This window comes from Bradyrhizobium sp. 141 (assembly GCF_023074055.1).
In the GTDB taxonomy this organism is placed as follows: Bacteria; Pseudomonadota; Alphaproteobacteria; order Rhizobiales; family Xanthobacteraceae; genus Bradyrhizobium.
Window position 1 is genome coordinate 26,046 of record NZ_JADPKR010000062.1, and the last position, 18,951, is coordinate 44,996.

Consider the following 18,951-nt stretch of genomic DNA (forward strand, 5'->3'; position numbering starts at 1 on the left):
TAATGCTTCAACGGCGCCTGAGGTCAATATGAACGGCCCGCGGGTGAGTAAGATAATTGCACGAGGACACGCCGTGACCCGGGGCTGGTCACGGCGTGAAGGAGGCAGACCGACCGAAGGGATCAGTGCTTCTTCATCCCGTCGTCTTTCTTCATGCCATCCTTCGCCATGCTGTCTTTGGACATAGAGTCCTTCGACATCGTGTCCTTCGACATCGTGTCCTTCGACATCGAGTCCTTCTTCATGCTGTCTTTGGACATGGAATCCTTCTTCATGCCGTCATCTTTGCCCATTTTGTCCTGGGCAAGGGCGGCCGGCGCAAAGGCGAGGCTCAGAGAGACAGCGGCAGCGGAAATGCTGAAAGCGAGGCGAGAGCGAATGGTCATCGAGCGTCATCCTTAGTGAGCGTGAACTGAAGCGGCGGATGCCGCTCAATTTCCATACGCGCGCTTTTCGCCATTGTTACGCGTCCAGATGCGATTTTCGGTACGCCTCAGGTCAAACCGCCCGTCAGACGGGCAGCACCGACAATTGTGCCGTCCGGTGCTTCGATTACGACTGCGACATCATCGCCCAGCGGAAAGCGTTCGGTAATCGATGTTGCCTCGCCGGACCACTCTGCAACGGAGCGGATCGACCGAACGACGTTGGCTTCGGTCAGGGTCCGCCCCCCGTTCTCGCCGCGGCCGATCTGGGTTGTATGCTCATGATCAAAGCCGATAAGCAGGACTCTTCCGCTTCCCCGGCCGGAGCCTACGTGGATCCTGACGTTTCCGTTTTCTTTACTGACGCGAACGGCGGCTACCGTTTGTTGACCGCGTTTGGCGTGGTCGATCGCGGCGTTGACTTCGTCACGACGCGAACCCACGAGCCCGACCCCTCCGTCGACGACCATCTCCGGCGTGTAAGAGCCGTCACCGAAGCGGCGCCCATAGCGATCCTGACGAGAAGTGGCGGCCTCCAGGGAGAATGGGTCCTTCCAGCCGAGGCGATCCCAGTAGGTAACGTGAAAGGCAAGCGGCAGGATATCCGAACGGCCTTTCGTCATTTCATTGAGAAAGGCGTTGGCTGGGGGACAGGATGAGCATCCTTGCGATGTGAAGAGTTCAACGACGACAGGTCGCTCCTCAGCAGCTGCCATGGCTGGCAGGCAAAGGATCGAACCGGCTAGCAAAAATGCGCGTAGTGTCATGGCATCCTCCGGGTTGGTGCTCCCCGAATTCGCTTCCCCGAACGCTTCGTTACAGCGTCATGACACACACAACTTAGTGATTATTGCCGATATGATCAGGACGCCTGATGGGCGTCCGACGAATACCATCGATGGCGACCGGCTTGATCAAGATGCAGGTCGGCCGCCTGGGGCGGTACGAGCGCCTGAACGCTAGCAAAGCACTCCTTTCATGAGTTCTCCCGGCGACACCAAACGCTTGAACAGGATCACGAGCGATTGATGCTTACTCGAAGACACTCAGGCGATCTGGTTGAGCCCTGAAAGACCGTTGATTGTATAGTCTGGCGCGAGGTCCAGCTCATCCATCTGCATGCGGAGAGCTTTGAACATGGTCACAGGTGCAACCAAATCGGCCCTGGAGCAAGCTTGCGCCATGGCTTGAAGCGTTACGCGTTCGATCCAGGCTACTTTCAGACCCGCGGCTTTCGCGCCAATAGCGTCCCATGGATTAGACGATACGAACAGCACCTCGGCCCGACTCACGTTCAAACGCGGCTCGATCAAGGAATATGCCTCCGGGCTCGGCTTGAAAATTCGCTTGGTGTCAATGCTGATCGTGGCATCCAGGACGCTGTCGAGGCCGGTGTTTCGGACCAGAGTCGTCAGCATCTCTGAACTACCGTTCGATAGGATCGCGAGTTTGTGCTTCTTCAGCGACTGCAGCGTCGCTCTCGCATCGGGGTAGAGGTCGAGATGGACATACTTATCCATGATCTGCTCAAAAAGACTTTCGTCATAGTTCAGCCCCAGTATTCTCAAGGTGTATGACAGGGAATTCCTGGTGACGACAGAGAAATCTTCATAGCGGCGCATCAACGTCCGCAACCAAGTATATTCCAGCTGCTTGATACGCCAGATCTGAGTGATGAGATCGCCATACCCCGGAAAGGCTCGATCGGTGATCGCGGCCACTGATTGAATGTCGTAGAGCGTTCCGTACGCGTCGAACACAATTGCTTTAACCGTCACGAGATGGCTTCCTTTACCTTCTTTTATTCAGGCGCACGGCCTGTGTGCACTTGCAGCAGAAACGCGTCGAATCTCTTTTCGTTTTCGAGATCGCGTGCTGCGATGAGCGAACCGAGCGCGGCGCCAAGAAACCCGATCGGCAGAGACACGATGGTTGGATTAACCAGCGGCCAGAGCGCGTCGCTGCCGCGCATCGCCGGTCCAATCATGGCAAGCGCGACAGAGCTTACGAGGCCCGCGGTCATGCCACCGATGACGCCGCCGGTATTGAAGCGACGCCAGAACAGCGACAGGACGAGCACGGGAAAGTTTGCGCTCGCAGCAACGCAGATGGCGAGAATAACGAGGACCGCGACGTTAACGCCTTGGGCAAGGATTCCAAGCGCGATGGCGAGAACGCCGATGATGACGGCCGCCAGACGTGCGATCCAGACCTCCTGTCGCCCCTCGACTTGCCCGCCTTTCAACCAGTTGACGTAGAAGTCATGAGCGATGCTGCTGGAGGTCGACAACGTCAGCGCCGAAACCACAGCCAGGATGGTTGCCACCGCGACCGCGGCAACGAACCCAAGCATAAGTTCTCCCCCGACGCTGCCTTTCCCTCCGCCGAGATGTTGAGCGAGCAAGGGCAGCGCCAGATTACCCCCTTTATCAGCGGCTCGGATTGCGTCTTGCCCGACGAAATCAGCAGCGGCCAATCCGAACAAGGTTGTCCCGGCGAAGAACGCGCCCGCCAAGAACATGACCCAGACCACCGATCGGCGCGCCGTTTTGGCGTCGGGAACTGTATAAAATCGGGTCATGACGTGAGGCAGACCCGCTAGGCCAAGAACATACCCCAATCCCAGTGAAATCTGATCGAAGGGGTTCTTTAGGTAGTTGCCCGGCAGGAGATAGCCTGCACCGTATTTTGCTTCGGTGTCCGCGAAAAGAGTCAGCGGATTAAAGTGCACAAGCGAAAGCGCCATAACCAAAACAATCGCGCCCGCGCCAAGCATCAAGACAGCTTTCACAATTTGCACCCAGGTGGTCGCCAACATGCCGCCGAACGCGACGTAGACGATCATGCTGACGCCAACAAAGATCACGGCCCAATCGTACGAGATCCCCGTCAGAAGACGAACGAGCACGCCGGCGCCGGCCATCTGGGGCATCAGATAGGCGAAATTCACGACGATCGTACCGGCAATCGCCGCAAGCAGGGACGAGCGCGTCTGCATCCGGCTGCGGATGACGTCGCCAAGTGTATATTTGCCTGAGTTGCGAAGCGGCTCCGCGATCAGGAACAGGACGGTACAGAAGGCTACGAGGGGGCCGAGCGCGTAGAACGCGCCATCCATGCCGTAAAGCGCCGTCAACCCGCTGAAGCCCAGAAATGCAGCTGCGCTGCACCAATCGCCTGCAAGCGCGAAGCCGTTTTGGGCGGCCGTCAACTGGCTGTCGGCCGCATAAAAGTCGCTGGCGGTCTTTGTGCGCTGTGCAGCCCAATAGGTGATTCCAAGCGTGACAATGAGGATAAGAAGGAAAATGAGAAGAGTTATGCTCACCGAACGGCTCCCCGGACTGACTCTGCTGCAGCGGCCGAAAGCGGATCAAAAACGCGATTGGCGACACGTTCGTAAATAAGGGCCAGAGCCCATGACAGAAGGTAATTCAGCGCAATGAGCGCAAAGCCAATGTTGAGCGGGCCAACGATCTTGATGGCCATCACGTCCTTGGCAAAGCCAGCGACGACCGTCAGCCCGACATAACCGACGATATAAATGATCGTCATCGGCAAAAGGAATCGGATTTTTGCCGCTACCAATGCACGCACGGCCGCGTGCGCCGCCTCGACGCGCCTGTCACCCCGCACCTTGTATCCTCCCGTTATCCCGCCTTTGTGCGGGTTCGCCTCGGGCCTCTCCAGCCGGAGTTACCGTAGCGGCCTTTGGTCTTTACGAGGATGAGCGCAAGTGACAAAATGAATAATCGTGATCGTCATCATCGGGTTTTGCGATTTGGGAGGCGAACGTGAATCTCGACATCGACTGCCTGCGGTCGTTCTTGGTTGTGGCGGACGCCATGAGCTTCTCCCGCGCGGCGGAGACGGTTGGTCGTTCGCAGTCGACGATCAGTCAGCAGATTGCAAAGCTGGAGACGCAGACCGGCCGGCCGCTACTGTCGCGTCGGAAGGGACGCGTGCTGCAGCTGACGTCGGAAGGAGAACGCCTGATGCAGTATGCCCGGCGGATCCTGCAACTCAACGACGAGGCTTGCGCGTCCATGTCGGACGACCTCCTGACCGGTTTCGTGCGTCTCGGCGTCCCCCTCGATTTTTTTGGTCGCGATTTCACGGTTTGGCTTGCTCGATTCAAGGCCACGCATCCCATGGTCGGCCTCGAGGTGGAGGCCAACCAATCCGAGAACCTGCAAAAGCGGAGTGCGCGCGGGGATTTCGACTTGACGTTCTTCAAACAGGAGTCGGGTGCGAGACTGGGCACAGTGGCGCAGCGTGAGCAGCTGGTCTGGGTCAGCGGACCAAAATTGGCTGCTGAAGATCTGGACTCAACGCCTCTCGTGCTATTTCCGGAGGGATGTACGTATCGAAGCTGCGCAATTAGGTCCCTGAAGGAACAGCGACGTCCGTGGCACGTGAGCTTTGTCAGCCCGAGCTTTGAATGCTTGAAGACGGCGACGGTCGAAGGGATGGGGATCACGGTCCTTGCGCGCGCGCTGGTCTCACCGCCCTTGAGGATCATACGGCACGGCAAACACCTGCCGCAACTTCCCGCGGTTGAGCTCGCGTATTCGAGCGGGCGGCGTGGCAACTCTCGGGTCGTAAGCGAACTGGCCAACTATTTGGCGGACCACCTGGCAATGGCGGGATCACACCAGACGGCAGCCATGGCCTGACCGACAATATCGGCCGCGGCATCCTTCAAGCCGTTCAAGGGCCTCGTCTCACGCCTTAAGGCGGCGCTCCGCCGAACCAAATAGCTCAAGCAGCGCAGTCCAAACCGCCGATGCAGCTGGCGAAAGCGACCGGTCGCGCCGTCGAACCAAAAAGATGGTACGGCTGACCGATGGCCTTATGAGCCTCCGGGTGGTCAGTTCTGGGTGACTTTTGATCGGGGCCACCAGGGTCGGGATCACAGCAATGCCGAGCCCGGCTTCGACCATGGCAAGAACCGAACTGGGTTGCGCTAGCTCGAGCGCAATTTGCACCCGCACGCCCGCATTGGCGAGTGTATTGAGGATCTGCGGCCGGCTTCCGGACGTGTTGTTCAACATCACCAAACGATGGTCGGATAGTTTTGCCCAAGCGACGGCTTTCGACCTCGCTAATGCGTTATCGCGGCGGCATGCCAAAACAAACGGGTCTTGGGTCAGGCTCTCAATGTGCAGTTCGGTCGCTTCGATTTCTCCTCCCGAAAGACCGAACTCGACATCGCCCCGTGTCACCCGCGCAACGACCTCCTTTGCCGCAATATCCTCGATTGAAAATGAGATCTCGGGCCATTTTTTCGTGCAATGCGCAACGCATGCCGGCATTAATCCCCGAGCCACCGACGGCACGCAAGCCAATGTAACCTTGCCTCGGCGTCTTTCCCCGGTGTCCTTGAGTTCCCGCAGCAGCGCGTCCAACTCTCCAAGCAGCCGCGTACCGCTCGCCGCTAGGACCTCGCCAACAGCCGTCAGCCGAACTTGACGAGTTGTGCGGTCGAGCAAGCGCAGCTCCAGCTCTCTTTCCAGTTGCTGCACTGAAAAACTCACGGCGCTTTGCGAGACGGAAACCTCCTTCGCCGCACGGCTAAAACTCCCGTGCTTGGCGACCGCGAGAAAGGCTCTGAGCTGGCGGAGACCGACATTCATTTGATTGTCTCATGAATGTATCGAATATTTGAATTTTACTTCCAAATCGCGCGCCTGTTCAATCCTCGAAATCTTTAGGGAGAGAACATCAATGACGGACGTGTTGGCGCAGGCGCGAGATGCCGCAGCAAAGCCTCCGGATCTTCTTCGGATTCTAGGACGAGCGAACTCGTTCAATGTGCGGAAAGTACTCTGGGTCTGCGACGAAATCGGGATCGCTTATACGCGCGAGGATTTTGGCCGAGGCTTCACACCGACAGATACACCTGAGTTTCTGCGGCTGAACCCAACCGGCCAAGTACCCGTCGTGGTCATTGGCAACCGCGTCATGCGCGAATCCAACACCATCGTGCGATATCTCGCAGCCAAGCACGGGGCAACGGACCTCTACCCGGAGGACGCAGAAGGGCGACAGGCCATCGAGCAATGGATGGACTGGGTCGCCTACGACATTACGCACGCGCTGCGCGGCGCTTTTCTCGGCGGGCAGCTGAAGGAAGCGCCGTACGACCACCCTTGGTACGTAGCGCAGGGCCAGAATGAGCTCATCCATGTCATGGGCTTGCTCAACAAGCACCTCGCGGAGTCCGGTCCGTACGTTATGGGGGACCGGTTTACGATTGCTGACATTCCGGTCGGCCTCGTCGTCAATCGTTGGTTCAGCCTGACCCATCCCGGCCTTGTCCGGCCGAACTACACTGCTCTGTCGGATTACTATGAGCTGATGACAGAACGCCCCGCTTTCAGGCGGCATGGCCGGAACGGCCTGCCGTAGTCCCAATCGTTGAACCTAAAAAGCTCACGCGAGGAGCCCAATGAATAGCTCGACAGGTCGTCACTTTCTTCAAATTCCCGGTCCGACGAATAGTCCGCTGCCTGTCCTGGCAGCAATTGCAATACCGACCATCGATCACCGAAGCGCTGAGTTCAGCGCGCTGGGTCTAAACGTCCTCAAGCGCATCCGCTCGGCATTTTCCACCAAAGAGCCAGTCGTCATTTATCCGACCTCAGGCACTGGTGCTTGGGAAGCCGCTCTTGTCAACACGCTGTCACCCGGCGATCACGTACTCATGTTTGAGACCGGGTGGTTTGCGACGTTGTGGAGCAAGATGGCCGCGGCGCTCGATCTGAAGCCCGAGATTATCGCGGGAGACTGGCGATCCGGCGTGAATGCCGAGCGGCTTGCCGAAAAGCTTCGTGCGGACAAAATGCACAAATACAAGGCCGTCGCCGTTGTTCATAACGAAACATCGACCGGTGTGACGTCGAACGTCGCCGCCGTCAGGCGGGCGATCGATGAAGCGGGGCACCCGGCACTGTTGCTCGTCGACACTATTTCCTCACTTGGATCGATCGACTATCGTCATGATGCGTGGGGAGTTGACGTCACAGTTGGAGGCTCGCAGAAGGGGCTGATGCTGCCTCCCGGGCTCGGCTTCAACGCTGTATCCTCCAAAGCGATCGAAGTGTCGAAAGAGGCTCGCATGCCGCGCAGCTTTCTTCGCTGGGAGGAGATGCTTACGGCGAACGAACACGGCTTTTTCCCCTACACGCCGTCGACAAACCTGCTGCAGGGGCTGAAAGTCGCGCTTGACCTCATCGAGGCCGAGGGGCTGGCCAACGTCTTCGCACGCCATGACCGCGCAGCCCTCGCGACACGGCGGGCTGTCGAAACTTGGGGACTGGAGATCCAGTGCCGCAACGGGTCAGAATATTCGTCGTCACTGACTGCGGTTCGGCTTCCCGACGGACACTCGGCCGATGCCCTGCGGCGGCAGATTCTGGACGACGCAAACATGTCACTCGGCAACGGTCTCGGCCCGCTCGCCGACCGCGTATTCCGGATTGGCCATCTCGGCGACTTCAACAATGCGTCGGTGCTTGGAACACTGGCCGCGGTCGAAATGGGGCTGAAGGCGCGCGGGATCCCGTTCGGGTGGGGAGCGATCGAAGCGGCAGCCGACGCCTTGTCCAAAGACCACTCAGTTCGAAAACAGGCCGCCGAGTGAAAATGTGCAGCAGTCCGCCGAAAGAGCGACGCTGACGCTTAAACATACCAGGGAGAGAAACGTGGCCCTCGCGCAGGAAGCGGACGAGATCTCGTCCAAGCCAGCCCCCGTACGCCGTTTCCTTGATGCGCACAGCATGGTAACGACGCTGTTGTGCGTCCTGTTCGCAATCATGTACCTCGACCGCGTCAATATCTCTGCAGCAGCGGCGTCGTTAAAGACGAGCTTCGCGCTGACAAATACCGAGATGGGTTTGATATTCAGCGCGTTCTCTTGGGCCTATCTCGGCTCGGTTATTTTTGGCGGATGGGGTGCAAGGAAATACGGCTCGAAACTCACGCTAATCGTCTGCGTGATGATTGTCGGCATGGGCACGATCGCCACCGGGCTGGCTGGCGGATTGGTCTCTCTATTTGTCGCCCGCCTTGCCGTCGGCATGGGAGAAGGGCCGGCCTTTCCGGCTGCCACGCAGGCGATGCGCAATTGGTATCCGCCGCACCGGTTTGGATACATCCAGGGCATCACGCACAGTGCGTCTCGATTGGGAGCAGCCCTGACGCCTCCCATCGTTGCGGCCGTCGTTCTTTGGTCCGGCTGGCGCTCTGCATTCATTGTCTGCGGCGCTGCGGCGCTGTTGTGGTGCATAGCGTGGTGGTTTTCTTTTAGAGACGACCCCCGCGAGCATCCAGGCGTCACCGCCGGCAAGATCGCAGACTTGAGCGTCTCCATGCCCGACCGGCGTGCACGGATTCCCTTTTGGTTGATTACACGACGTATGGCTTCCGTGACTGTCGTGATGTTCGCGTACGGCTGGACATATTGGGTCTTCGTGTCGTGGTTGCCGCTCTATTTCGTCAATCAACACCACACGGATCTGAAGAGTTCGGCGCTACTCACGAGTGCGTTGTTTTTTGCCGGGCTGGTGGGCAACACCGTTGGTGGGGCCGTGTCGGACCGAATCCTCAAATCAACGGGCCGCAACCGGAAAGCGCGCTGTAGCGTCATTCTTGTGTCCTTGCTCGGAGCCGCAAGCCTGATTACGCCGACCATGCTCTTCGACGATCTGCGACTTGTCGTGCCCCTCCTTGCGGGTGCCATGTTCTTCTTGGAGCTTACGATCGCGCCGATGTACGCGATCCCTATGGACATCTCGAAAGAGTACGCTGGTATCGGGAGCGCTTACGTCATCATGGGCGTTGGCTTGTCTGGCATTGTCTCGCCCGTTGTCTTTGGTTGGCTCATTGACCTGACCGGCAACTGGAATGTGCCGTTTGCCACGGGTGTTGGCATTCTGCTCGCGGGCGCCGCGGCAATCCCCTGGCTTCGCCCTGACGTACCGTTGTCCATTCCGGCTGACCAATCCGCGATCGCCACGACGACGCGACAGACGACAACTGGCACACGCTAACCGCCATTGGAGCTAACAACATGCAAAAGTACAATATTCTGATCCTCGGGGCGTCCTACGGCTCATTGCTGGCGTCGAAGATCATGTTTGGCGGCCACACGGTGAAGCTGGTATGCCTCCCGGAAGAGGCAAACCTTATCAATGCGGAAGGCTTTCGTGTTCGCATGCGGGTCCGCGGGCAACGCGAGCCGGTCGAGATCGATTCACGCAGTCTGCCAGGCAGGGTGACCGCGTCTTCAGCGGCTGATGTCAATCCCCGGGAATACGATCTCATCGGCTTGGCTATGCAGGAGCCGCAATATGGCTCGGCGGGCGTAAGGGAGCTGCTGCAAGCGATCGCAGCGTCTGGGCTCCCCTGCATGTCGATCATGAACATGCCGCCCTTGGCGTATATGCGGAGGATACCCACGCTCGACGCCACAACGCTGAAACCGGCCTACACCGCTCCTGAAGTCTGGGAGCGTTTCGATACCAACGCGATTACGCTTTGTAGCCCGGACCCGCAGGCGATACGCCCCCCCGGCGAGAAGCCAAACGTGCTGCAAGTAACTTTGCCGACGAACTTCAAAGTAGCTCGATTTGGCCAGGAACGCGGCAACGAGATCGTACGTACGCTTGAACAACAGATCGACGCCGCGCGCTGGAAGTCCTCCGACCGCGATCTGGAGCTCCCCGTCAAACTGCGTTTTCACGATTCGGTGTTCGTGCCGCTGGCGAAGTGGGCGATGCTCATGGCTGGGAACTATCGGTGCATCACCGAAGACGGAATGCGCACGGCGCAGGAAGCTGTCCATTCCGACCTAGCCGCCTCGCAATCAATCTATGATTTTGTCGTGGAGGTGTGCGTCCAGATCGGGGCATCACGCGATGATCTAGTCCCATTTCAAAAGTATGCAGCTGCCGCCAAAGACCTGTCACGGCCAGCCTCCGCCGCTCGGGCACTTAACAACGGCGCACTCAACATCGAGAGGGCCGACAAGCTGGTGCAACTCGTCGCGCGCCAGCGCGATATGAAACACCCCTTGCTCGATCAAATCGTCGCTCTTGTTGACCACAGGCTTGACGTTAATCGAAAAGCAAAAAGCGCGTAATTCTGGCGAACCTGCTCCCATGCTGCCGCAGCGATACGCGCACTTCCTGTTTGCACTGATACAGTCCGGGCTAACCACGGCCATTGCCGCCGCCATAACGATCTGGCGAATGGGTGCCGACGGTGCACTGCTAAATTGGGTCAGCTCCTGGCTCACCGCTTGGGTAACAATGGTGCCCGTCGTCATTTTGGCCGCGCCGGCAATAAGGTGGTTGAGTCACTATCTTACGACGGGTAAATCCGGCCATCGCGCGCCCTAGAGTGGGCGATCTTTGCGGCCAGGGGCGGCAGACCCTGAAAACACGACAACGTCGCCTTGCCGGCGGAGGCTGCGGCACCTTGGGCACCATGGGGCTTACGACGCAACATTTTCATCACGCGTCTCGTCGCCAAGTACCGATTAATTGACGCCGCCGTGTTCAGCCGATTAACCATCTATTATCCGCGCTCTGCGGCGGCGTGAGGAGCGCCCCTGGATTACCCGGGCCTTAAGCCTGGCTTAAGGCTCGCTGTCCCTGTCGGGGCATGAAACACGCCACTCCCCCCCGACCTGAAGACACGCTCTCTGCGTGGTATGGGCAGGTTCTCGGATCAACCGGGCCAGACGCTCTACCGTTGGCTCGAAAGCGAAGCCGTGCAATTCAAGATCTTCTGCTGGCCGGTTGCACGGCCTTCGGCGTCTGGACCATATGGGCTAACGGACCAACCGGCCTTGTTGTGAGCAATCCACTCGAGCAAGCTCAACTCATCCGCCAGCTGTTTGCCTACATTTTTGATGCCGATGTTTCATCCGTCCAGGCGAATGCCCTTCACTGCGTCATCGGCACAATCATGTACCCGCTCGGCTATTGGCTCCTGCTGGGAAGCGGATGGTATCGGCCCCCATTTGATGGATGGCTCTGGGGACTGGCCGCGTTTGTGATCCCGATGGGAGCCTTTGCGTTGATATCTGAGCGGCCGTTCCTGCTCGTTGGCGATAACGCGCGGCTCAGCCTGATGATCTTGATAGGACACGTCCTCTACGGGGTCGTCCTATCGCGCACCTATCATGCGCTGCGAGCCTCACGCGGGAGCACAACGGTCCGGAACCAGTGATGTCTCCTCAATACACTCCCACCAACAGCGCAATGCATCAATCGAATGCTGTTCACCGAACAGAAGGTACGCAGATTATGCCAACTACCATAGGCCTCGAAACGCCGCGTGTCGCTTGGGTCGATTATGCGAAGGGCCTGTGCATCATCATGGTGGTCATGATGCATTCGACCCTCGGCGTCGAACTCGCCGCGGAGCGGCAAGGTTTCATGCATTACGTCGTCGAGTTTGCCCGGCCGTTTAGAATGCCGGACTTCTTTCTCATCTCAGGACTGTTTGTATCGCTGGTTATCGACCGGCCGTGGCGCCTTTACCTCGACCGGAAGGTTGCGCACTTCGCCTATTTCTACGTTTTATGGACCGCGATCCAATTTGTGTTCAAGGCTCCCGGGATCGCGAGCGAACATGGTTGGCCGTATGTTGGCTTCATGTACCTTCAATCGTTTATCGAGCCCTTTGGCACTCTTTGGTTTATCTACCTGCTTCCCATCTTCTTCCTCGTGACCCGGATCACGCGCCAGGTGCCGTCGACGCTGATCTGGATAATTGCAGCAGCGCTCGAGATGTCACACATTTCGACCGGCTGGACCGTGATCGACGAATTCGCCTCCCGTTTCTACTTTTTTCTACGCGGGCTTCCGGTGCGCGTCCACTATCTTCGCGGTCGCCGCAAACGCCGAAGCCCATCCCCGATTGGCTGCCGCCGGCCTGATCGTCTGGGCTGTGGTCAACGGCACGGTCGTGGCATCTGGCGCCGCGGAGATGCCGGGCATTTCCCTCGGCCTAGGCCTTGCGGGCGCACTCGCCATTGTGGTGTCCGGTGTGTTGTTGGCGCGAAAGAGCCGGCTCCGCGCTTTGCGTTTCGCGGGGCAGCAATCGATCATTGTCTACTTGGCATTCTTCCTTCCCATGGCATTCACGCGCACCGTCCTCATCAAGAGTGGGTTAATCGCCTCCGTGGGGGCGATGTCAATCATCGTGACCGCGATGGGAGTTCTCGTTCCCTTTGCGATGTGGCAAGTGGCGATCCGGACGGGGATGCATTTTCTGTTCGAGCGTCCCAAGCAATTCTGGCTTTCGTCACCGCCTCGCATGACTGCGCCGCGCGCCGCAGCCTGATCAATTCGCAGAAAATGAATGGGTGGCTGCGCCTCCCGCGTCTTAAGGCTGACTTAAGGTCGCTACGTTCTTGAGACCTCATGATTATCATGGGGTGGCAAATGCGGTTTCTCCGGTTGCTAAAGCTGATTGATGTTGCGGCACCAGGTGATGAGTGCCGACTAAACGTCGCGCTCGCTAACAGGATTGGACGGCGCGCGGTTTTGGGGTTGGGGGCGATAACCCTTTCCGGGTGCGTTACCGAGAGAAGCTCCATGGCGCCATTGATTCAGAGCAGCGACATGGACAGTGAACCAGCAAGCCCGGCAATGTATCGTGGATTGTCCGACGGCGGATTTCAAATTCCGGAGGTTGATCTCGACCAGCTTGACGCGCGCTTCTGGCGACGGGACGTAGATTATAAGTCGGACGAGAAGATCGGAACGCTGATCGTCGACACCCCCGCCAAGTATCTCTATCACGTGATTTCGCCCAATAGGGCGACGCGGTACGGAATAGGTGTCGGTCGGGAAGGCTTCGAATGGTCCGGTCGCGCGAAGGTCGCGTATTCGCGACGTTGGCCGCGATGGGTGCCACCTGACTCGATGATTGCAAGACAGCCCGAGCTTGGGAAGTACAGCGCCGCGGCTGGGGGCATGGCGCCCGGGCTCGCCAATCCGCTGGGAGCACGCGCGTTGTACATTTTTGAGAATGGGCGTGACACGCTGTACCGGCTTCACGGCACGAACGAGCCGGATTCGATCGGCAAGGCGGTTTCATCCGGCTGCATAAGGCTGTTGAATCAGGACATCATTCACCTCTTTGATCACGCGAAGCCGGGCAGCCAAATCGTCGTCATTCCTGACGCGCGGATGGTGAACGAACCTGACGGTAAGCACGTGTCTACAACGGCACAGTCCAACGGACCACGCCGCCTGGCTGGTGATTCAACCGCCGTGTTCCCTCGAGGTCATTCTCGGATGGAATAATGATGCAGATCTCGCGAGCGCCGCATAGCGCGTACTCTCGACGCGACGTTTTAAGGGGCGGCAGTGCGCTGCTCGCGTCTTGGCTCGACGCACCGGGCGCAGCAGCACGTATCCGCGCCGCCGTGACGAAGATCGGTCCGGTTCGGTCAATCGACGAGTTCGTCCGAGCTCGGCAACAGGCATCGCTCAGTCACCGCGTGACGGTCGTCGACGTTGGCGCCGATTGGTGTGAGTTCTGCGAAACGCTCGATCGGACGATTTTTCCGGATCCTACCGTCAGTCGGTTGATGAATTCATTGGCGCTTATCAAGGTCGATGTGACGGCGATGGACGACGCCAACCGGGAGCTCTTGGGATATCTGTCCGTTGATGGCCCACCGACCGTCTTTGTCATGGACATCGAGAGTGGCCGGGAGATGCCCGCGACGCGTTCAGTCGGAGCGTTTGAGGCGGCCGATTTGGCCCGGCGGTTGCAGCCCTTTTCCAGCGTGTCCGCCCCTTGATCGAACATCGCCTTGTCCAGCGACCGAACCACAGCGGGCTCCGAATGCCCGCCCGCGCAAGATCGTTTAGTCGCCATAAGCGGACAAACGTCGGTGGGCGGTCAATTCAGTTCGGCCACTGCGTTGCTTAGGTTTTCCTTCGATAGCTCTCCAATATTGACGGATTTGACGTTGCCATCCGTATTGATGAAGAGTGTCGTTGGCAATCCGCGGATTTGATAGTTCTGTGCCATCGACCCGTATTTATCGAGCAGGACGGTATCGAGGACAATCCCGCGCGCCTGAAGAAAGGATTGAATTGCGCTTATATCTTCACCTTGATTGGCAAACAGGAATTCCGCCGAGTGATCGGCATGCGCAAATTCGGCCATCATTGGAAGCTCATTGCGGCACGGTGGACACCAACTCGCCCATAGATTGATGACCAGCTTGCGTCCCTTGAGGGATTGCGGCACGACGACGCGACCATCAGCTGTCTCGAAGGCATCACCAGGCAGAGGAGCGGACGGAAGCCCTGCCAGGAGATAGACGGTCATTGCGGCAGCAGCCGCGGCGCTGCCGAGCGGGATCGCCGACCAAGCGATCGCCCGCGGATGCCGCAGGACCACGACATTCACGATGATGGCAGCAGCAACGCCGACCGGCCAATAAAAACCGCCCTGCCAGAACGCAAAGACGCGGCTGAGCTCGGCGGCAAAAGAGGGCCAGTGCGCGACGACATGCCCCAGGCGCGCGCCGAGCACAAATGCGCAGATGACACGAACCGGCATGGGATGAAGGCGCGCATCAACCTTTTCAGCCAGGTACCACCCCAGGGATAGGACAAGGACGGCCGCCAGGATGGCCGCAAAATACTCGACTGGAAAGACAAACGGACCAAACGCGACGGCGCCCATGAGAGAACCTCAACCGGCCTCAAGCTCGCACGTCAATCACCTGCGGCTTCGCCGAGAAGGCACCCTGTTGGCAGCTACCTTAAACCAAGCTTAAGCCAGCGGCCCGGCCCCGGCGTCGACGCCAAGCTGGGCTAGCTTGGAGGTAGAGGCAGTGCATCAAGAAATAAGAGGACGTGGGCCCAGTTTTCCGCGGCTCCCTTGGGATTGCGGGTTTCGATCAGCGTGGACGAGCCATGCACGCCATATTTCGGCACGAACTGGGTTTTTATGCGTGCTGATGAGGCGGAAAGAATTGTCCGCGCAGCTCCGACTTCGTCGGCGCTGGACGATGACGTGACATAGATGGGGACGTGGACTTGCGCCGCCGCCCGAGCGACCTCGCTCGAGGTCCCGAGATACTCACCAGGAGAGAAGGCGAGCAAGGCGCTGACTTGAGCCTCATGGTCTGCCGCGACCTCGAAGATCAGGGCCGCCGAGTAGCTGCTTCCCCACAGAATGATGGGAAGATGCCGCTTCGCAGCCCAGTCCAGGGCCGCGATAAGATCGGCCTTTGCTTCGGCATAAGAGGCCGACTTCGAAAGGCGCGCAACGGTATCATTGGGTCCGAATAATGTCCCACCGGAACGTTGATCAATCGCCAGGGACGTATAAGCGGAGCTGGCAAGTTTTGGCGCGATCGTCGTGTACTCCGCCTTGCTGGAGCCCGCCTGGTGAAAGAGCAGGATGATGGCCTTTGGTTTTGTAGCTTCATAGGCCACCGCAGAGATGGATACGTCGTCAGCCGTCTGCAGCTTTACTGCTTCAGCATCGGCGTTCGCCATCGCTCGCAGTCCGAACACCAGGGCAACCGCGATTATCGTTCTCGTCAGCGATTTTCGAGGCACACTTGATCTCCTTGCATTCGAGCCCGATGGCTGCACCGATTGTGTGTTCGAAGCTGGCCATCAGTTGTTACACGGGGACCTCGTCAATTTCTCTTGTCGCGATGCGCTCTCGGAAGTACTGGCGCCGCTATCGATCTCCTCTAATATTAGCGTGTCGGATGTGCTCGTCTCGCAAGGCGCAAGACTGGCGACTGGAGCCGCCAGGTGTTCATGCCACACGTGATCGTGCTTGTGCGACCAGGGTTCTCATCCCTTATATTTTCGCAGTCCGATTTCGCGCCTTTCGCAGACGCCAGGCCAGGAGCTTCGTATGACCTTTAAGCCGCCCAAGATTTCGTCCTCGGAGATAACGCCGGTTCGAGACTGGCTGCGGCGAAGAGAATTCCTGACAATGAGCGCGGCGTTCGCCTTCGCCGCGGGCCTCCCGCGCGAGGGGCACACAGCACCGCTGGCAGCGTCGAGCAGCGACTATACGGTTCCGGACAAGTTAACGCCGAAGAAGGACGTCACGAGTTACAACAATTTTTACGAGTTTGGATTGAGCAAGGACGATCCCGCAAACAAGTCCGATGACTTCAAACCTGCGCCCTGGAGCATCAGGGTCGATGGCATGGTCGCCAAGCCGACCACATTCGCCGTTGAGAACCTATTGAAGCTATTTCCTCCTCAGGAGCGGGTCTATCGGATGCGGTGTGTCGAAGCATGGTCGATGGTCATTCCCTGGGATGGCTTCCCGCTCACGGCGATCCTGGACCGGGTCGAGCCGCTCGGCAGCGCCAAATACGTTGCCTTTGAGAGCGTCGTTCGGCCCGATGAGATGCCCGGTCAGCGCGGCGTGTTTCAGTCGTTGTCTTGGCCATACGTCGAGGCCTTGCGGCTCGACGAAGCGCGCCATCCTCTGACCCTGCTTGCTGTCGGCGTGTACGGTGAGACGCTTCCCAGTCAGAATGGAGCCCCGATCCGGCTGATCGTGCCGTGGAAGTATGGGTTCAAGGGCCTTAAGTCCATCGTTCGCATCACCCTAACCGCCAAGCAACCCAAGAATACCTGGAGCGTGGCCGCGCCAAGCGAGTACGGCTTCTATGCCAACGTTAACCCCAGCGTCCCTCATCCGCGCTGGAGCCAAGCGACCGAACGCCGCATCGGCGCCGGCGGCCTTTTCGGCTCGAGCCGTGTGCCAACCTTGATGTTTAATGGCTACAGCGATCAGGTTGCAGGCCTGTATAGCGGAATGGATTTGCAGACGAGTTTTTGATGAAGAGCGCGATGACAGTCGGCCGGGCCTGGAAGAATGCCAGCATCTGGCTGCTCTATTTTGTCGCGCTGCTTCCTGCCGGCTGGGAATTCTATCTCGGTGCGACCGACAACCTTGGCGCCGATCCCGTCAAAACATTCGAACGCTTCCTCGGTCTCTGGGCCGTCCGATTGTTGATTTTGACGCTGGCAATCTCGCCAGTTCGAGATGTCGTCAGGGTCAATCTCATCCGTTACCGTCGGGCGCTCGGACTGACATGTTTCTACTATGCCCTGATGCATTTTTCCGCTTACGTTTTTCTCGACCAGGAGCTGGAGGTACACGCGATCATCGCAGATTTCGTGAAACGTCCCTTTATCATGCTGGGTATGACTGGCCTCGTCTTGCTTATTCCACTCGCTGTCACGTCAAACGCGATTTCGATACGACGGCTGGGCAAGAACTGGCTTCAGTTGCATCGACTGATTTACGCCATTGCCATTTGCGGGGCGATTCACCTTTCTCTCGCAACTAAGATCATATCGATTGAACACTGGCTTTACTTAGCCTTACTAACGATGTTGATCCTGTACAGGTGCGGTCGCCCGCTTCTCAAGCGTCAACGCACAGTGGATATTCTTCCCGCGAAAGGATAATGGCGCTGCAGTTCAAGTCTGGGAATGGCGCGGCGCGTGAGCCACAATTGACACGGCGCTAGTGTCAAAAAGTCCGTCGCTCGCCCGACGCTGCCGCTCGTGGCGGCGGGAGGCCCCGAAGCTATGCGGGATCGTCTGCCCTAAGTGTCCTACGCGGTGCACGCGCGCACTCCTTGTATTCAAGCAAGTGAGGCAAGTTAGCTTTAAGACCTTAAGGCCGTGGACAATGTCCCATCGGCAAAACGCGTCTTTCATTTGCGGATCACCGAATCCGAAAGCGGTTGCGAGGCAACCGGACTAGGCCCGCGACAATGAGAGGGGATTGGCAGTCAAGGCCGCCGCTTGCGGCACTCGTCTTGGCCTTGACGGCCGGAGGCCGCAGGCCCGGTCTAAGCGTACACTTTTCACGGCGCTACTAGGTGTTCGTGTGCTACCCTTAGGGACCTTTCGATCAGCTACGACTGACCAACTGGCGGCCTGTTTTCTCAACAGCCGCGTTCCGCAAATAGCGAGCACGCTGCTAAACAGCCCAACGCAGGAAGCGCGCCCAGACTTTTGGCGAACAGCGCTCGCACGCATCCGTCGCGCGGATCGGGAAAGTCCGCACTTTCGGAACGCGGATCATTGTCGACCAACGATCGTTCTCGACTTGTCATGGCAGGCGCGGCGCGCCACCCGCTGGCTTGCTAACTGCCTCCAAAGGCAGAGGGAAGTCATCGATGGCTGACACGCAATGAAGTCGCGCGATTGCTTGGCGCAGCCATTTTGGCAAAGCGATTTCGTAGTGGGAGACAAGGTCGCTACTGAAGCTGTCCCCTGCCACATACATACGGCCGGAAAGCTGCGCATCCAGCATCCGCACGGCCGCCAATGACAGTTCCTCGGCTCGCGCGATGACCGAGGGAGATGTGCGGGCAAGCTGCGTGAACAGTGGGCGCAAGGCTGGCCAGAACACGGTTGCCTGCCAGTCCATCCACTGTTCTGCGTCAAAACGCATTTGCACATCGGACGGGCAAGACGCGCATCCGGAT

The 18,951-nt window shown here is 58.6% G+C and carries 21 protein-coding genes; 12 read left to right on the plus strand and 9 right to left on the minus strand.

The annotated features are described in order from the left end of the window. Positions 1 to 122 precede the first annotated feature (122 nt). From IVA81_RS17645 to IVA81_RS17665, 5 genes are all read right to left on the minus strand, one after another. Entirely contained in the window at positions 123 to 386 is a 264-nt protein-coding gene (locus tag IVA81_RS17645) for a pentapeptide MXKDX repeat protein (RefSeq protein ID WP_247320293.1), read from the minus strand. A gap of 107 nt (positions 387 to 493) precedes the next feature. Further along, positions 494 to 1,192 carry a DUF1223 domain-containing protein gene (locus tag IVA81_RS17650; RefSeq protein WP_247320295.1) on the minus strand — a complete coding sequence of 233 codons (699 nt, stop codon included), beginning with the start codon at positions 1,190 to 1,192 and terminating at the stop codon, positions 494 to 496. A gap of 279 nt (positions 1,193 to 1,471) precedes the next feature. After that, positions 1,472 to 2,203, minus strand: coding sequence for a haloacid dehalogenase type II (locus IVA81_RS17655; RefSeq protein ID WP_247320297.1), 732 nt, complete (start codon positions 2,201 to 2,203; stop codon positions 1,472 to 1,474). 23 nt (positions 2,204 to 2,226) lie between these two features. Next, entirely contained in the window at positions 2,227 to 3,750 is a 1,524-nt protein-coding gene (locus IVA81_RS17660) for a cation acetate symporter (protein ID WP_247320299.1), read from the minus strand. Further along, positions 3,747 to 4,058 carry a DUF485 domain-containing protein gene (locus IVA81_RS17665; RefSeq protein ID WP_247320301.1) on the minus strand — a complete coding sequence of 104 codons (312 nt, stop codon included), beginning with the start codon at positions 4,056 to 4,058 and terminating at the stop codon, positions 3,747 to 3,749. The genes IVA81_RS17660 and IVA81_RS17665 overlap by 4 nt, the downstream gene beginning before the upstream one ends. Before the next feature lie 158 nt (positions 4,059 to 4,216). Here IVA81_RS17665 and IVA81_RS17670 point away from each other — a divergent pair, with 158 nt between their 5' ends. Continuing rightward, positions 4,217 to 5,098, plus strand: a complete 882-nt coding sequence (locus tag IVA81_RS17670; protein ID WP_247320303.1) for a LysR substrate-binding domain-containing protein — start codon at positions 4,217 to 4,219, stop codon at positions 5,096 to 5,098. A gap of 48 nt (positions 5,099 to 5,146) precedes the next feature. Here the strand turns inward: IVA81_RS17670 and IVA81_RS17675 are convergent, their stop codons facing one another. Continuing rightward, positions 5,147 to 6,058 (minus strand): LysR family transcriptional regulator, encoded by a 912-nt coding sequence (locus IVA81_RS17675; RefSeq protein ID WP_247320305.1) that lies wholly within the window; start codon positions 6,056 to 6,058, stop codon positions 5,147 to 5,149. 91 nt (positions 6,059 to 6,149) lie between these two features. On the opposite strand from IVA81_RS17675, the gene IVA81_RS17680 reads away from it, so the two are divergent. The 9 genes from IVA81_RS17680 to IVA81_RS17720 all read left to right on the plus strand — a co-directional run bounded on the left by IVA81_RS17680 (position 6,150) and on the right by IVA81_RS17720 (position 14,250). Then, complete coding sequence (locus tag IVA81_RS17680) at positions 6,150 to 6,833, plus strand: glutathione S-transferase family protein (protein ID WP_247320307.1); 684 nt, start codon at positions 6,150 to 6,152, stop codon at positions 6,831 to 6,833. A gap of 40 nt (positions 6,834 to 6,873) precedes the next feature. After that, the gene (locus tag IVA81_RS17685) at positions 6,874 to 8,067 is read left to right on the plus strand and encodes an aminotransferase class V-fold PLP-dependent enzyme (protein ID WP_247320309.1); all 1,194 of its coding nucleotides are present in this window, start codon (positions 6,874 to 6,876) and stop codon (positions 8,065 to 8,067) included. 61 nt (positions 8,068 to 8,128) lie between these two features. Then, positions 8,129 to 9,475 (plus strand): MFS transporter, encoded by a 1,347-nt coding sequence (locus IVA81_RS17690; RefSeq protein WP_247320311.1) that lies wholly within the window; start codon positions 8,129 to 8,131, stop codon positions 9,473 to 9,475. 20 nt (positions 9,476 to 9,495) lie between these two features. Beyond that, positions 9,496 to 10,566 (plus strand): hypothetical protein, encoded by a 1,071-nt coding sequence (locus IVA81_RS17695; protein ID WP_247320313.1) that lies wholly within the window; start codon positions 9,496 to 9,498, stop codon positions 10,564 to 10,566. A 19-nt stretch (positions 10,567 to 10,585) separates the two neighbouring features. After that, positions 10,586 to 10,825 (plus strand): DUF2798 domain-containing protein, encoded by a 240-nt coding sequence (locus tag IVA81_RS17700; protein ID WP_247320478.1) that lies wholly within the window; start codon positions 10,586 to 10,588, stop codon positions 10,823 to 10,825. Between the two features lie 457 nt (positions 10,826 to 11,282). After that, positions 11,283 to 11,660 (plus strand): hypothetical protein, encoded by a 378-nt coding sequence (locus IVA81_RS17705; protein ID WP_247320315.1) that lies wholly within the window; start codon positions 11,283 to 11,285, stop codon positions 11,658 to 11,660. Next, positions 11,660 to 12,853, plus strand: a complete 1,194-nt coding sequence (locus tag IVA81_RS17710) for an acyltransferase family protein (protein ID WP_247320317.1) — start codon at positions 11,660 to 11,662, stop codon at positions 12,851 to 12,853. Before IVA81_RS17705 ends, IVA81_RS17710 begins: the two co-directional genes overlap by 1 nt. Before the next feature lie 180 nt (positions 12,854 to 13,033). Continuing rightward, complete coding sequence (locus IVA81_RS17715; RefSeq protein ID WP_247320318.1) at positions 13,034 to 13,747, plus strand: L,D-transpeptidase; 714 nt, start codon at positions 13,034 to 13,036, stop codon at positions 13,745 to 13,747. After that, positions 13,747 to 14,250: a thioredoxin family protein gene (locus tag IVA81_RS17720; RefSeq protein WP_247320319.1), complete on the plus strand. Its 504-nt coding sequence runs from the start codon at positions 13,747 to 13,749 to the stop codon at positions 14,248 to 14,250. Before IVA81_RS17715 ends, IVA81_RS17720 begins: the two co-directional genes overlap by 1 nt. 101 nt (positions 14,251 to 14,351) lie before the next feature. Here IVA81_RS17720 and IVA81_RS17725 read toward each other — a convergent pair whose 3' ends face one another. Together IVA81_RS17725 and IVA81_RS17730 are read right to left on the minus strand one after the other, a co-directional pair. Beyond that, complete coding sequence (locus IVA81_RS17725; protein ID WP_247320320.1) at positions 14,352 to 15,146, minus strand: TlpA disulfide reductase family protein; 795 nt, start codon at positions 15,144 to 15,146, stop codon at positions 14,352 to 14,354. 131 nt (positions 15,147 to 15,277) lie between these two features. Then, a complete protein-coding gene (locus IVA81_RS17730; protein WP_247320321.1) occupies positions 15,278 to 15,967 on the minus strand; it encodes an alpha/beta hydrolase in 690 nt (229 codons plus the stop codon). Between the two features lie 373 nt (positions 15,968 to 16,340). On the opposite strand from IVA81_RS17730, the gene msrP reads away from it, so the two are divergent. After that, positions 16,341 to 17,285: a protein-methionine-sulfoxide reductase catalytic subunit MsrP gene (gene msrP, locus IVA81_RS17735; RefSeq protein WP_247320322.1), complete on the plus strand. Its 945-nt coding sequence runs from the start codon at positions 16,341 to 16,343 to the stop codon at positions 17,283 to 17,285. Continuing rightward, a complete protein-coding gene (gene msrQ, locus IVA81_RS17740) occupies positions 17,282 to 17,920 on the plus strand; it encodes a protein-methionine-sulfoxide reductase heme-binding subunit MsrQ (RefSeq protein WP_247320323.1) in 639 nt (212 codons plus the stop codon). The genes msrP and msrQ overlap by 4 nt, the downstream gene beginning before the upstream one ends. Positions 17,921 to 18,572: 652 nt before the next feature. Here the strand turns inward: msrQ and IVA81_RS17745 are convergent. Beyond that, on the minus strand, positions 18,573 to 18,917 hold the full coding sequence (locus IVA81_RS17745; protein WP_247320324.1) for a hypothetical protein: 345 nt from the start codon (positions 18,915 to 18,917) through the stop codon (positions 18,573 to 18,575). Between the last annotated feature and the right edge of the window lie 34 nt (positions 18,918 to 18,951).